Genomic DNA, 14,756 nt, shown 5'->3' on the forward strand with positions numbered 1-14,756 from the left:
ATTATCATTAGTATTAAAAATACCAATGTTTCATAGAGAAAATTTTTTATATCAGGCATTGGACTTCTCTGGGGGCACGGACATGTCTTGGTGGATTTTAGCAATCATTTTTTCAAGCAATTCTAGGTCATATATTTTTTTTTCAATAAGGTTATATTTTTGATTTCCAAGTTGAATTATTTCTTTGTTGAGCATTTCAAATATTTCTATGAGTGCCCCATCTTTATTTAAGGTCTGCAAGTATTCTTCCATAGAAAAGTTTTTATCGATAATTATGTTGAGATATTCTTTTGTTAGAGCTGTGGAGGTCTTTGCTGTATTGAGACTAGCCTCATTGAGTTCTTTGTGAAAATGTTGTAGTAGTAGTGAAATGGTATGTTTTATGAGGAGTTCTCGTCTTGCCTGTAGTTGTGTGCTTATTTTACAAAATAAAACTTGGAGTTCTTTGTCGGTTTCTGAAATAATTTCTACAAAATCTAGCACAATATTTTCATAGATATTGGAAGCAAAAATGCGCAAATTGTTATAACTAAAATCACTTAAAATATCATCTTTTTTCTTGATAAGCTCATTTTTTGTTTGCCATTTTTTGAGCTCAGCGATGAACTCATTAAGGGAGTTTTCAAACATAGAACTAACATTGAGGGTGAATTTTGTGAATTTATAATAGAGTGCCTTGTATGTTCTGTATGGTCTTGATTTTTGATTAAGTAGTTCTTGATATATTGTTTCAGAGTCAATCTCATAAGACTTGAAAGTTTTCTTTTTTCCTTTTAATATTTGGAAAAAATTTGGATTTTGTAGAAAAACCTTTGTTTTGTATGGATATGTGTTTTTTAAAATACTCTCAATAATGTTATTTCGATCAAAATCCAAACTTGTAAAAAAGAAATTTAATTCTTCTGTAATCTTATTCTTAATAATTTCCATTTCTTTAGAAAGGTTTTCTATACTCAAACGAAGTAGAATTTTGAATTTAGCATAGATATTGGCAATATCAGAGTAATTTTTTTTGATTTTTCCAATAGTAATAATAAGTTCATTTTTGATAATTTCTTCTTTTTTTCTTCTAGCTGTTGGAATAATATATGAATTTAGACGTTCAAAAATAGCATTGAGGTTTGTTTTTTGTTCCTGTAGATCTTTTGGGATTGGTGCTCGGTTTTTATAAAATATCTTGATGCTTTCTTGAGTATCTGCAAATGCTTGTGTTAATAATTTCTGATGTATTTTGAAAGTTTCAGATTTGATATTTGAGTATTCTTGAAAGAGTCTTTGAAGTTCTTTTTGAACAAATAGCTGTTCATCAATGGCAAGTTCTTTGTATAAGATAATAGGAGATATAGGTAAAATATCTCTAAATATTTCTCCAAAATGATCTTTGATAAAGCTTAATGAGGGAATAATATCCTCTGGTTTTTCAAGCACATCAATATGACTTAGAATACACAAAGAAGTATCCATCTTCTTTTGAATATGGGATTTGAAGGTATTTAATTCTTCCATATTCGCTAGATCGTCGATGCGATTTATCCATATAAGTATATCGCTTTGACTGATTTTTTCAGTAGTGAGTTTGATGCTCTTTTCGTCACTTAGATCAATATCTGGATATTTGTAAATAACCAAATCTTTGAGAATGGGAATGGGAAAATTAATCTCAAAATAGGCAATTTTATCAAGTTCTTCCTTGGTGAGGGCACTTAAGGATAAAGTGTTTAGCCCTGTGTTTGTATGATCTTTGTGATATGCGATGATAGATCTTGTATGCCCATAACCGATGATGTAAGTTTTTTTCGCGTGAGTTGGATCACTAGGAATGATGTGGCTTTGTAAAATGGTATTGATAAAGGTTGATTTACCGCTATGTTTGGACCCAAAGATAGAAACTTTTAATGGCTCTTTGCAATTTTGGTCTAGTTTTTTTGTAAGATTTTTTAGCTCAATAGAAGGGGAAAACTTATCTTGAGTTAGTTTATAGCCAACTTCCTTTATCAAGCCTTTTATTCCTGACTCGAATTTTGGTGAAAGGTTGTTTTGAATATTTTGATACTCTTTAATAAAACTTGAAATGCAACTCATTGAATCAACCTTAGCTCTTTGATATACGAAGAAATTTTTTCTTCAATGTTTTTGATTTCTTGAAGTTGTGAGATTTTTTCTTTTGGATTTGGAGAAATAAAAGGTTTAGAATTATTTTTGATTACAAATTCCATAGATTCAATCATCTGAGATATTTTGTCTAAAAAATTCTTTTTCTTGCGGTCAATTTTTTGATCCAGATATGTGAGGATATTTTCATAGCTTAATTCAAAAGCCATATCCATTGTCTTTTTAATATCCCTTAGCTTTGCTCCATCACGGAGAATGTGATTGATGTATTTTTTTAGCTCATTGGTATAAAGGTTAAGATCTCCTTCTGTGTATTGATATTTTGTGATTTCTCTCAAGTTATTTTCATAAAATCTCAATAATTCAGTTTCGAATTTATCTGGATTAATGAGGCTATAAACCAAATGTATATTTTCGATAAAAGTTTCAAGTCTTTTATCGAAATGACTCTGGGTTTTTTCTATAAGGTATCTCAGATTATCTTTGAGATTGGTTGTGATAATATTCTCTAGTTTAGAGGCGTTGATATAGTTGTTTTTTGAACTTTCATAGTTAATATAATCTAGTAAGTAGCCCTTGAGGTTGAGTCCTAGATTTTTTATTTTTATTTTGGTTCCTTCTGTTGTACTCTCAACTGTTTGCAACATTTCTTGTGCAAAATCTAATATCTTATTTTTTATATCTGAAAGCTTTTCATCTAAATCTATAATATTTTTTTGAGTATTTGATTGTTCTAATATAGAGAGGCTTTTTTTGAAGATTTTTTCAAGGTTTGTATAGGTATTTAAAAGGAGCTTTTGGGTATATTGGGTAGGGTGTTTGAATATAATATTTTCAATATAATCTTCAAGTGCAATAATACCCGTATCTTCAATATCATATCCACGTAAAAGTGCATCATCTTGATGATTTGTCCGATGGAGTAGGGCTAGAGTACTCGCAATTGGGATGAAGTCTATTTTTGATATGTTTTTGTTAATATTTCCCGAAGAAGTTTTTTTAATATCATCAATAATACTGCTGCTCAAGTTTTTTAGATCAGGTAGGCTCACTAAATCAGATCGTGTAAATACAATGAGGACTTTTTCCAAATTTTCATAAGCAATGATATTGGATAAAAAATCAATATCTTTTTGCGAATGTGGCTTTGAAGCATTGATGAGGTATAAAACGGCGATGCTCTTTGAGATACAGGTTTCTATTTGATGGGCTTTGTAATTAAATATAGTGTTGATATTGGGAGTGTTGATGAGAGTCAGATTATTTTTTAGCAATTCTACTGGAGATTGTATAATGATTTCTTTTACTAGGTAGGATATTTTCGAATAATGCTTACTGCTTGTGTAGTTTTTAATATCATCAGTTTTCATATCCAATTCTAAGCCATCATCAGTAATATATAAATCCGTAAGATTGCGAAAAGATTCCTTATTTTCTTTCATAAGTGTATTAAGCTCATCATCAAAATATAGATTTTCGATAAATTTTTTCCACTCTTTTTTATTGAGGAATTTTACAATTCCCTTAGGCTCCTTTGCGTAAGATACCTTTATTTTATTTGTGGATTCTGGAATTGCAGATATTTCTAGCACATCCTGAGATAATAATGCGTTTAGAAGGGTAGATTTTCCAGATTTTGCGATCCCGCAAATAGAGATATGAAATTTTGCTTGTTTTAGATTATTGATTTGTATATCTGCAAATTTTGCCAACCATATGGGCATAAAACTAAGTTTTTTTGCATCTTCTAGTATCTCTTCAATGTGGGAAATATTTTGATAAAACCAGCTATTTTTCACATTAAAAGCCTTTGGTTTTTGTCTTTTTGGAATTTTCTTGAGTTTTTGTTTGCTCGTTAGCTGGTGTATATAGTGTTTGAAGCTTGTTTTGATACATTGCTCTTCTTCATAGAGGATAATACCTCCAACTTTGAGAGTGCTTAGATGTTCAAAAATTTCATAAATGATATTTATGTTATCTTGTTTTTGTATATATTCAAGTACTTGTATTTGAAGTGCTTGAATATCTCGTTGATTTGATTGTAACCCTAGTTTTTTCAAAAGATTTTCAAAAAAAGGCATATTTAAAAAAATATTTTTGTTTCTATTATTGCAAGAAAGAATGATTGCGAATAACTCTGTTGTGTTTTTGTCCTCTAGTGGTAATATATTAGCTTTAGGAAATTCTTCCAAAAAGGATTTTTCATCTTCAGAAATGTTTTCGATATGGAACTCTGAATAGGTTTCTGGATAAACTAATGAAAAGAAGTATTCTGCAATATCATTTTTTATATCCATTTTGCCTCTTTTTTGAGCTAAAAATTTATTAAAATAGTATCATATTTTTTATGTATAAATAGTGCATAAATTATATATATTACTTGTAAATCCAGTATCGAACTAATATATAAAATATACACAGAGGCTATCAACAAACAAATTAATACAAGAAATATTTTATTTTTGCTTCACTACCCTTTATTTCAGAAGGAATAGGGCAGTGATATTTTTCTGTATTCTATAAAATTTTTAAAATACAACCCAACAAAAAGATCATGATGGATTTATTTGTGAGGCGGATTTTCTAGTATTTTTATGTTAATAATCTTATCGTTAGGGGAAATAGAATCCAATATCTTCAAACTTTCTTTATCATTAGGTGAAATTCTTCCAAATACGGTATGTTCGCCATCAAGATGGGGAAGTTCCACAAAGCAGAGAAAAAATTGACTCCCGCCAGTGTCTCTTCCAGCGTGAGCCATAGAAATAGACCCTTTTTTATGTTTGTTGGGATTGTTGCTTAATTCGCATTTGATACGGTAACCTGGTCCTCCAGTTCCAGTTCCATGCGGGCAACCTCCTTGTGCTACAAATCCATCAATAACACGATGAAAAATCAATCCATCATAAAAACCATTTTTTGATAAATTTGCAAAATTCATCACTGTTTGGGGGGCATCTTCAGGAAATAATTTTATCAACATATCTCCTTTTTGGGTCGATATTATAGCGTATTGAAGCTTTTGGAGTTCTTCTTGTTTGATGTCGTATGTTTTTAATTCTTCCATAATGTTTCCTTTTTTTGGGTTTAAATTAAATAAAACACAAATTCTACCGATTTTAGACTATCAAGTCTATTAAGTTGGCAAAAATAGTTTTCAAGGAAGCGGATAAACAAGATGTATAAAAGAATATTTTCATTTTTGGCTTGTTTTGTTTTTTTAGCAAATGCTTTTGTGTTTGCTTCAGAAGATGTACTTGAAGATGAAGAATCCACAAACTTGGAAGGACGTTTTCAAAAAACACAGTTTGATTCTTTGGATTCTTTCAAATGGGTTTATGGTACAGCTGTAATCACCGCTTATTTCAAAGATGGAAGCTTTAAGCAAGGGTTTGCACTATTGTTGCAAAATGGTCTCTATTTAACATCTTCTCAGCTTACTTATCATTTAGGTTTATATCCTCAAAAAATTGTTGCAAAAATGCAAGATGACAGTGCAGATCCACTCATCTGTGTTGCCGAGCTTCAGCTCAAAGCTATGGATAGCAATAAAGGTCTATCATTGCTCAAAACATCTGCTTTTACTGATGATTATTGTAATGTCAGAACTGAAAGCTATTATCATAAACGCATATATGATAAATATGCACAAAAAATATTTTCTAAAAAGCCTACAAAAGATCTTATTCAAAATGGTTTGTATTTCCCGGTCATTAAAGAAGCTGATACTTTTGGCGTACAGAGGACTTATCCTATTAGAGAAGAGACTTATTATAACGAAAAGCTAGAAAAAGAAGTTTCTTATGGTTATTCATTGCCTTTTAATTCTTATGAAAAATTTACATTTGGAAAACCATATTTTGATAAAAACGGAGATTTTTTAGGAATTTTTAGCATTATTGAAGATTCCTATTTGCCTGTTTTGATAAAAAAAGAAATTGTACAGCAATTTATCTGTGAAACAGAAGAAAAAAAGATTCTCAAAGGTGAAATTTCAGATAGCGTTTGCAAAAATGCTACTTATAACTCAAGCTCCCCTACCAAAATAGCAAACAACATCCAAAAATAAAAACAAGCTAAATCAGTTAAAAATAAAATCACAAAATATTTTTTTTGATAACAATGCAGATAATTGATTTAATTTAAAATAAATTCAAATTCCGATCGAGCGGATTTGAAAATAAACACGACTCAAAATTTCACTGATTTTATCAATATTTTGAATTTCTGCATAACTTATGCTTACAAGCTCCCTTGCTTGAGATTCGCTATAACCCATTTCTTGAAGCACAAATGAAGGTTTTGAAAAGCCAAATAAACATTCCTGACCGTTGATAGCATGAATATCTTCAATTAATAAATTCTGCAGAAATACCCTAGCTTTGATAGAGTGAAACCTTAGCGGAAGTGCATTAGGAAGAGTATATTCTAGCGGTGCAAATAGGGATAGATTTTCTTTTAAGATTGTTTTTAGCTTCTCATAAAAGATGGTTTTTGTATCTTCTGTGATGTTTATGGTAGGATTTTTGATAGCATGAAGTAATGCATCAAAAAGTTTTATATTACCTAGAGTGTCACAAAGTAATTCAGGGTCAAAAAAATCCTTTGTGATTGAAACGCCATTTCCCCTTAAAATACCTAAAGATTCGGAGTTGAGTAAAAAAATTGTGTTTTTATCTAGTATTTTTGGGATGGGTATCATCGAGCTTTGTGCATAAGATATATCTATGATGAGTATAAAATCTTTAAGTTTTTCTTGTAATATTTTTGAGATAGTGCTGATGTCATTGATTGTTAGTATGTCTTGATTTATAAAAGGAATGATAAAGCAATTGCAGTTTTGATGGATTGCCTCGTTGATGGATTTGATTTCTAATACTCCACTTTTAGGATTAATGATCAGTTTTTTTGGCTTCTTTTGGAGATGCTTACTTGCTTGGTTTGCTTGTTGGTGATTGGAGATGGCATAGGCGATTTGATGGGACTTTGAGATTTGGGAGAACAATGTAAACCAATCACAAAAGCCAAAACCAAAAGAATTTACAGAATTCCCTCCAAATATTTGAGCGAGTTCTTTTGCTTTTTGTTTTAAATTTGTATTTTCTTGAGGAATGATGGGCGAGATATTGGGATGAGAATAATCCATTAGGATTTGATTAGATTTTGAGTTCAGGGGGTAGTTTTGTAAAAAATCCAGTCTCATTTGCTATCTTTGTACTTGAAGGTGCGTTTGCCTTGCGTGTTTGTAATATCTTCAAAATGATCCAAATAGTCCAAATAAGCTATCAAATACTTGCGACTCAAACCTATTTTTTCTTTTAAGATAAAAATATCTATATAGCCATTTTCTTTAATAAGCTGACGTAATGTTTTTTGAATATCAGTTAATGTGTCAGTGCCAATGAAGAGATTGTGTTGAAGACGAACAATTTTTTGAGCTTTACTCAGAGCTTTTAAGGCATTATCCCCGCTCTTTCTATCAATGTCAAGTTCATTATAAATATCATAAGGTGCTGATGGAGAGTATCCTTGTGATATTATTTTATTATAAAGTGTTTCTTCTAGGTATTGTGAAATATTTTTAATATTGTTCTGCCTAGATAAATAAAACCCTTCTTTTTTGTATATCTTTCCTTCGTCCAACAATTCATCTAGTGCATTTTGCGTGATCATTAAAGAAGCCCATTTGAATTTTACATTCAGACTTGAAGCAGAAAGGAGAGCATTTTTGTTTTTGGCAAAAATTTTTAAGATTTCTTCTTTTATAATTTTTAATGTATCAGGATGGTAGATAATAAGATTTTTTTCGTCTAAAAATAATTGAGGAAGGGATTTTGCGATTTTGAGTGCTTCTGCATGGGTTAGATTGAAACGTTGCATAGAACTAACTAGACCAAATCCTTTTTTATGCACATAACAACAAAGTAAAAAGGCATTTTGAAAATCTTTTTTTGATATATAATCTAAATAAAGCAGTTTTTGCTTTTTTTTCATTGGGTCTGTGATAGGGCAGAGAATTTTTCCTCCAGCGATGGTATCTTCAGAATTTCTTAAAATAAATCTTTCTCCAAAAATCCCAAAGATTTTTTCTTCGGTTTTTATGGTTGCAAAGCAATAATCCTGATCTTCTGTTGGAGTGTTTAGCAGATGGATTCTTGCACTGCATTTTTTTGATCCAATAAAAAAATGCACATTGCTATTATGTGTAGAGACTATATTTTTAAGGGGATAAATCACCACATCAAATTCATCAAATCCGCGCAAATAACCTTTTTTGCTCAGTAAGTATCCTCGTTTTAGACTAGATGAATTTATCGAACGTAGATTAAAGGCAATTCTCTGTCCTGCTCTAGCCTCTTCTAGTTCGGTATTGTGGTTTTTGATTGTTTTGATATTCGCTTCACTATTTAGTTCGCAAATATATAGTTTTTCTTCTCGTTTTATCATTCCACTTAGGATGGTTCCACTTAGGATGGTTCCTTTTCCTGAAATACTAAATACTCTATCAATATAATATCGGAACAACGATTCATCTTCTTTTTTGCGTGGTTGTGTGATTGTTAATAGTTCTAGTAGGTGATAATGAGTGTTTTTGTTATAAATACTAAATGTTGAAATCATTTTGAGTTTTATGTGTTTGAGCTTAGAAAATAATTCATTAATTTGTTTTTTCAGATCAACAAATTCTGTATTTGGAGGGTATAAATCTACTTTAGTGATGATGCAAATCGCCTCTTTAATTCCTAATATATCAGCGATTTGAAGGTGTTCTAGGGTTTGAGGCATTATTCCATCATTACAAGCAATCACTAGCAATAAAATATCGATTCCAAAAGCTCCTGCAATCATATTTTTAATAAGTCTTTCGTGTCCTGGCACATCAATAAATGAAATATTTTTTCCATTTGGTGCAGAAGGTGTTGGTGGCAATACGAGATTGGAAAAACTAATATCTAAGGTGATACCTCTTTGTTTTTCATCTTCTCTTTGATCTCCATCAAAACCATTGAGGGATTTTATCAAGCTCGTTTTGCCATGATCAATATGTCCAGCTAAGCCTACGATGAGATTATTTTCCATATTCACTATCGATTTGTAGAAAAATATTTTGGATTTTTTTGAAGGCAGTAGGCGAAATACATCGCACATCTAATAGGATTTCATCATTTTGTACTCTGGCAACCAGACCTTTTTGACGTATTTCTTCATTTAGGGTTTGTGTTTTTATGTTTCTATGATGAAGTGCTATGCCATAAGATGGAAATTCTTCTTGTGGCAAACTTCCAGCACCTGCTTTTGAAAATAATGAAATGATACGGCATTGAAGGTTTGAAATATCTTTTAGTAACTCTAAAAGAGTTTGAGATTTATTGATGAGTTCTTCTTTTGACTGCTTGAACATGGCGATTGTAGGAATAGCTTTTAGATTATTTTGCAAATATGCTCTAAGGGTAGCTTCTAGTGCAAAGATTGTAAATTTATCTACACGAAGAGCTCGTAAGAGATGATTTTTTTTCAGCTTATCTATCAAATCTTTTTTTCCAAATATAATCCCTGCTTGTGGTCCTCCTAAGAGTTTATCCCCACTAAAACTTACTAGACTAGGCTTATTTTTGGAAATATCTATCAAAGAAGGCTCATTTTTTGTTGGAATACCATTAATGTATCCACTTCCTACATCGTAGTAATCGATCAGATTATGATCCTTAGCTAGTTTTGATAGCTCTTCAAATTCTATTTGTTGAGTAAAGCCAATTTGTTTAAAATTACTTTGATGAATTTTTATTATCATAGAGCTTTCTTCGCAGATCGCATTTTTGTAGTCGATTAAATGTGTCTTATTTGTGCTACCAATTTCTTTTAGTATTCCTCCTGCTGAGGAAATGACTTCAGGTATGCGAAAACTCCCTCCAATTTCTATGAGTTCTCCACGTGATATGATGACCTCTTTTTCTTTGGCAAAAGTATTGACGATAAGTAAAACTGCACTCGCGTTATTATTAACCACGATAGAATCTTCACAATCAAAAATAGCAGAAATAAGCTTTGAAATATGCTGGTATCTCTCGCCCCTTTGACCTTTTTGTAAATCGTATTCTAAGTTATTATATTCACAGAGCAGGGGGGTAATCTCTTCTAGTAGTTCGCGTGAAAAAATACTTCTACCCAAGTTTGTTTGCGTGATAACACCTGTTGCGTTTATGAGTGTACGCAGATTAGAAGATAGAGTATCTTTATAGATGAGTGCTATTTCATTAACAATGGCTTCATAGCATGGTATTTGTATTCCATTGATAGCATCTTGACGAAGTTTTTCTATATGAGATTGAGTGATTTTTTTTAACAATAACATATTGTGATAAGAAAATATCTTCTCTTTGAGGATTTTATCTGTTTTAGGAAGTTTGGATAATAACTCTCTCAAAAAACCCCTTTTAAGCGATTTTAAATCGATATGATTATATGATAATGTTGTTTAAAACGCTATAAAATAATTTTATAAATGGGGGGCAAGTATAACTGGTGTATGCCTTGGGCTTCAAACCCATAGAGTGTCTAGGTGTCTAGATGCTGGGGAGTTCGATTCTTCCGCCCTCTCGCTTTTATTCTATAATAATTCTTTTTATGATATTTAAACTCTCATTTTTACACAAAAAAATATGCTAAATACAAACATGTTAGTAATTGTATATATAAATGAAAATATTAATTTATTTAATCAAAGAATCAACCATTAATATTGGATAAATCCCATGAGATATTCGATTTGTTTATAATAAAGTTAAGATTTATGATATAATTGGACATGAAAAAAATAACGATTACAATCAAGGAATCCTATGAAAGATATAATACACATAACTGCAATAACTTCGTAAATAACTCACAACTCATCAGAGGGTGAAAACAACCATCTCTTCTTGTCTTTTTGTGTGCTGCATATTTATAGTAAGGTAAGCCTACTTGGTTGCCATATTTGAAAATTGCATGTAGTTTGGAACTTTTTACAATATTTTAATACAGCATAGAAAGCTTATAGGTGTTATGGTGTTTTTCTCACTCTAGTCTTAAGTAAGCCCCGTTAGCACCCAACTTAGTTGTCATTATTTTTCGCAGAATAATGGGGAGGGGCAATTAACAATAACTAAAATTTAGAGTTTAATAAACATACTAGATGTCAAAGTCCAATTTTGTGATATTTTTTGTATAGATATTTCCAAAAAAAACAAACCATAATCAAAAAAATTTGATTATGGTTTAGAATAAATCTTCTCATCAAGGGTTTATTTCAAAGGAATGATCGATCGATACTGTGATAATCTTTTAAGCATTTTTGTAAGAGTTCGGTATTATTTTAAACTACTTGTCAAGCCATTTTAATATTTCAGATTTTATGTTGTTTTGTTGCAAGATTTGCGAATGGATAATGGGTTTGGAAAAGAGATTTTTTATAGAATCTGGGATTTTAAGTTGTTTTTGCTCACACATAAATGTGATGGCCTCTTTGTCGTTTAGCCGTTTGCTAAAAATAGCTTCTATTACATTTGGTGCAAACTTTGTCCATTCGGCAGTAGAACATATCACAGTAGGGGTATTCTTGCAAAATTCATCTACTCCTTTTAGCGTTGTGGCTGTGTGAGGATCTAGCAAATACCCCATATCAAAGGATTTTTTTATATATTCTAAACATTCTCTGTCACTACAAAATGTCGCTGAAAAATAAGTTTGTAATTTTTCTAGCTCATCAGGAAGAAGTTCATAAGAGAAATATTGCTCAAGATTATTCATTAGCTCATAGGTACGTTTTGATCCAAAAAGTGCAAACAATACTCTTTCTACATTTGAGCTTTTGAGAATATCCATCGCTGGAGAATAACTTTTGATAAGGGTCTTGTCTTTAATATTGTAGATACCTGTTTGAATGAATTCTGTTAAAATGTTGTTAGGATTTGAAGAAATGATAATTTTTTTGATAGGCAAACCCATTTTTTTTGCATAAAAAGCCCCAAGTGCATTTCCAAAATTTCCACTTGGAATGATGATATAAATTTCCTCTCCAAACTTAATTTGAGTATTTTTTACTAAATTGAGATAACCCCATATGTGATAGATAATTTGAAAGGCAATTCGTCCAAAATTCACAGAATTTGCAGCAGATAAATAGATGCTTTTTTTTTCTAATTTTGTTTTAAAATCCTCATCTGATAGGAGATTTTTGAGTGTGCTTTGTGCATCATCAAAATTTCCATTTATTCCGAATATTTTTAGATTTTTTGCATTTTGTGTAATCATTTGAAGTTCTTGCACATCGCTAGTCCCACCTTTTGGATACAGGCAAACTACACAGATGTTGTCTTGGTTGGCAAAGCTTTGTAATGTTGCAGGACCTGTATCGCCACTTGTAGCAGCGAGTATAAGGTATTTTTTATTTTTCTTCTTTGCAAGATTGGAAAAAATAACTCCAAACGGTTGCAATGCCATATCTTTGAATGCCCTTGTAGGACCGTGATATAACTCTTGAGAATAGAGATTTTCTTTTATTTGCACCAAAGGAGCAGGATTTTTAGGATTGTCAAAATTTTCATAGCTATGGAGGGCTTGTTTTAAAACATCACGATCTAAAGAAAATCCTAACTCAGAAAAAATTGCTTCAGTAAGTTCGTTATATTGGAGATCTGTAAATTCTTCAAAATTTATTTTAGGGATATTTTCAAGCGTATAAAGTCCTCCTAATGGGGCACTTGGATTTAAGATTGCCTCTTGAAAGTCTATTTTCTTGATCTGGTTGTCAGTGTTTGAGCGAGTTTGAGTAAAAACATTCATAAAAATCCTTGTTAAATATTTATATGTAATGGGATTATAATATTTTTGTGATAAAGTATAGTAGATTTTGATGAACTTTATAGAGGTAGAAAATGGATTTTGAATATAAACTAATGATGTTTGGTTTTTCAGCTTTGTGTGAAGATATGGAGGAAGTCCAGCAAAGATTAAGGCAAATACCTATTGAAAGGGCATTAGCTGAAACAATCGAACAGTGTTATTTGATTGATTTAAAAAGTGGCGAAAAATTTGATATAACTTACAATGAAAAGGGATTTTATATCAAAAATTAGGAGCAAAAATGAGCAATACACTTTTTTCAAATTGGAAAATCAAGAATCTTGAGATTAAAAATCGGGTCGTGATGGCTCCAATGGATCAATATAGTGCCACCCCTGATGGAAAGGTAACACAATGGCATTATCAACATTATTTGAGTAGAGCTATCGGTCAAGTAGGGCTAATTATAGTAGAGTGTAGTGCTATTTCTAAGGATGGAAGAATATCAGATCAGGATTTAGGTATATGGTCTGATGAACATATAGAAGGATTGAGATCGATTGCACAAGCTTCTCATCAGTATGGTTCAAAGATAATTATTCAAATAGGGCATTCAGGAAGAAAATGCGAATGTTCTGCAGGGGAAATTATTGCACCTTCAAGTATTCCTTTTTCTGAAAAATCTAAAATACCAAGAGAGATGAATATTGAAGATATTAAAACCATCATAGAAGACTTTAAACAAGCAGGAATTCGAGCTCTAAAAGCAGGTTTTGACGGTATTGAGGTGCATGGTGCACACGGCTATCTCATCAGTGAATTTTTATCCCCACTTGCCAATACTAGAAGTGATGAATACGGTAAAGATAGATCGAGATTCCTAAAAGAGATATTAGAAGCTCTAAGATCGGTTTTGCCTCAGGATTTTTTGATATCTCTAAGAATTTCAGCTAGAGACTATCATCAAAATGGAAATGACATAGAAGATTTTGTGTCTTTGCTAAAACCTATCAAGCATCTTTTTGATGTACTAAATGTTAGTACAGGGGGCGTTGTTGAGGCTGATATTAAAGTTTATTGGGGATATCAAATAGAGTGTGCTAGGATACTTAGGGAAAAATTGTCCATGCCTTGCATAGGTGGAGGATTTATTAGAGATGCTTTAATGGCAAATAAGCTTATTACATCCGATGTGGTTGATGGTGTATTTTTGGCTAGAGAGCTACTTATTAATCCATATTGGCCAATTCAAGCTGCTCTTGAGTTGAAGCAAAAGATTGATTTACCTAGTCAATATGAACGTGGAAAATATCTTTATTATTAGTTTTGACAAAAATAAATATTGATAGGTGGATTCTTGGCTTTTGAAATAATTGACAAAAACTACAACCTTGAAGACTATAATTTGATAAAAATTTTTCAAGGTATAAGATGAAAAAATATTTTGTTTGCTTGTTTTTGCTTTTTGCTACTGTGTGCGTGGCTGATAACTGGCGAGATCTTAATGAATTGCACAAGGATCTTAAAAATGTTGGGCTAGATGATGTTCAGGAAAAGGCTGTAAAAAAACTTTTTAAACAATATCACCATCAACTTAAAGATTGGTGGAAGGCAAATGGCCAAACAGATGCCTTAATAATGAGATTTTTTTCTCAAGAGGGGTTTAATATCGAAGAGATAAAAAATAAGCTCAATAATATACATCACAAAAAAATCAAACTCGATTTGGATTTTTTACAGGAATTGCACTCTATCTTGAATGAAGAACAAAGATGTAAAATATCCAAAGAATTTGGAGAAGATGACTAAAAAAAGGATTG

At 31.3% G+C, this 14,756-nt stretch carries 11 protein-coding genes; 4 read left to right on the plus strand and 7 right to left on the minus strand.

Going from position 1 to position 14,756, the window contains the following annotated elements; translation table 11 throughout:
* Positions 1 to 51 precede the first annotated feature (51 nt).
* The 3 genes from Q5I06_RS04205 to Q5I06_RS04215 all read right to left on the minus strand — a co-directional run bounded on the left by Q5I06_RS04205 (position 52) and on the right by Q5I06_RS04215 (position 5,179).
* Positions 52 to 2,082, minus strand: coding sequence for a dynamin family protein (locus tag Q5I06_RS04205; RefSeq protein ID WP_305516873.1), 2,031 nt, complete (start codon positions 2,080 to 2,082; stop codon positions 52 to 54).
* On the minus strand, positions 2,079 to 4,409 hold the full coding sequence (locus tag Q5I06_RS04210) for a dynamin family protein (RefSeq protein WP_305516872.1): 2,331 nt from the start codon (positions 4,407 to 4,409) through the stop codon (positions 2,079 to 2,081). The genes Q5I06_RS04205 and Q5I06_RS04210 overlap by 4 nt, the downstream gene beginning before the upstream one ends.
* 266 nt (positions 4,410 to 4,675) lie before the next feature.
* The gene (locus Q5I06_RS04215) at positions 4,676 to 5,179 is read right to left on the minus strand and encodes a peptidylprolyl isomerase (RefSeq protein WP_305516871.1); all 504 of its coding nucleotides are present in this window, start codon (positions 5,177 to 5,179) and stop codon (positions 4,676 to 4,678) included.
* Between the two features lie 111 nt (positions 5,180 to 5,290).
* Here Q5I06_RS04215 and Q5I06_RS04220 point away from each other — a divergent pair, with 111 nt between their 5' ends.
* Positions 5,291 to 6,181, plus strand: coding sequence for a hypothetical protein (locus Q5I06_RS04220; RefSeq protein ID WP_305516870.1), 891 nt, complete (start codon positions 5,291 to 5,293; stop codon positions 6,179 to 6,181).
* 84 nt (positions 6,182 to 6,265) lie between these two features.
* Here Q5I06_RS04220 and Q5I06_RS04225 read toward each other — a convergent pair whose 3' ends face one another.
* From Q5I06_RS04225 to thrC, 4 genes are all read right to left on the minus strand, one after another.
* Complete coding sequence (locus Q5I06_RS04225; RefSeq protein WP_305516869.1) at positions 6,266 to 7,315, minus strand: hypothetical protein; 1,050 nt, start codon at positions 7,313 to 7,315, stop codon at positions 6,266 to 6,268.
* Positions 7,312 to 9,192 (minus strand): selenocysteine-specific translation elongation factor, encoded by a 1,881-nt coding sequence (selB, locus tag Q5I06_RS04230; protein WP_305516868.1) that lies wholly within the window; start codon positions 9,190 to 9,192, stop codon positions 7,312 to 7,314. The genes Q5I06_RS04225 and selB overlap by 4 nt, the downstream gene beginning before the upstream one ends.
* Complete coding sequence (gene selA, locus Q5I06_RS04235) at positions 9,182 to 10,537, minus strand: L-seryl-tRNA(Sec) selenium transferase (RefSeq protein ID WP_305516867.1); 1,356 nt, start codon at positions 10,535 to 10,537, stop codon at positions 9,182 to 9,184. Before selA ends, selB begins: the two co-directional genes overlap by 11 nt.
* A 935-nt stretch (positions 10,538 to 11,472) precedes the next feature.
* Positions 11,473 to 12,936 carry a threonine synthase gene (thrC, locus tag Q5I06_RS04240; RefSeq protein WP_305516866.1) on the minus strand — a complete coding sequence of 488 codons (1,464 nt, stop codon included), beginning with the start codon at positions 12,934 to 12,936 and terminating at the stop codon, positions 11,473 to 11,475.
* A gap of 92 nt (positions 12,937 to 13,028) precedes the next feature.
* Here thrC and Q5I06_RS04245 point away from each other — a divergent pair, with 92 nt between their 5' ends.
* The 3 genes from Q5I06_RS04245 to Q5I06_RS04255 all read left to right on the plus strand — a co-directional run bounded on the left by Q5I06_RS04245 (position 13,029) and on the right by Q5I06_RS04255 (position 14,745).
* Complete coding sequence (locus Q5I06_RS04245) at positions 13,029 to 13,229, plus strand: hypothetical protein (protein WP_305516865.1); 201 nt, start codon at positions 13,029 to 13,031, stop codon at positions 13,227 to 13,229.
* Between the two features lie 8 nt (positions 13,230 to 13,237).
* Complete coding sequence (locus Q5I06_RS04250) at positions 13,238 to 14,260, plus strand: oxidoreductase (protein ID WP_305516864.1); 1,023 nt, start codon at positions 13,238 to 13,240, stop codon at positions 14,258 to 14,260.
* A gap of 107 nt (positions 14,261 to 14,367) precedes the next feature.
* Positions 14,368 to 14,745 carry a hypothetical protein gene (locus Q5I06_RS04255; protein WP_305516863.1) on the plus strand — a complete coding sequence of 126 codons (378 nt, stop codon included), beginning with the start codon at positions 14,368 to 14,370 and terminating at the stop codon, positions 14,743 to 14,745.
* Positions 14,746 to 14,756 lie beyond the last annotated feature (11 nt).

It is taken from the genome of Helicobacter cappadocius (assembly GCF_030688855.1).
GTDB classification, from domain to species: domain Bacteria; phylum Campylobacterota; class Campylobacteria; order Campylobacterales; family Helicobacteraceae; genus Helicobacter_J; species Helicobacter_J cappadocius.

Coding starts and splice junctions, on each gene's coding strand:
- Q5I06_RS04205 (WP_305516873.1), bottom strand. CDS start 2,082: ATGAGTTGCATTTCAAGTTTTATTAAAGAGTATCAAAATATTCAAAAC.
- Q5I06_RS04210 (WP_305516872.1), bottom strand. CDS start 4,409: ATGGATATAAAAAATGATATTGCAGAATACTTCTTTTCATTAGTTTAT.
- Q5I06_RS04215 (WP_305516871.1), bottom strand. CDS start 5,179: ATGGAAGAATTAAAAACATACGACATCAAACAAGAAGAACTCCAAAAG.
- Q5I06_RS04220 (WP_305516870.1), top strand. CDS start 5,291: ATGTATAAAAGAATATTTTCATTTTTGGCTTGTTTTGTTTTTTTAGCA.
- Q5I06_RS04225 (WP_305516869.1), bottom strand. CDS start 7,315: ATGAGACTGGATTTTTTACAAAACTACCCCCTGAACTCAAAATCTAAT.
- selB (WP_305516868.1), bottom strand. CDS start 9,192: ATGGAAAATAATCTCATCGTAGGCTTAGCTGGACATATTGATCATGGC.
- thrC (WP_305516866.1), bottom strand. CDS start 12,936: ATGAATGTTTTTACTCAAACTCGCTCAAACACTGACAACCAGATCAAG.
- Q5I06_RS04245 (WP_305516865.1), top strand. CDS start 13,029: ATGGATTTTGAATATAAACTAATGATGTTTGGTTTTTCAGCTTTGTGT.
- Q5I06_RS04250 (WP_305516864.1), top strand. CDS start 13,238: ATGAGCAATACACTTTTTTCAAATTGGAAAATCAAGAATCTTGAGATT.
- Q5I06_RS04255 (WP_305516863.1), top strand. CDS start 14,368: ATGAAAAAATATTTTGTTTGCTTGTTTTTGCTTTTTGCTACTGTGTGC.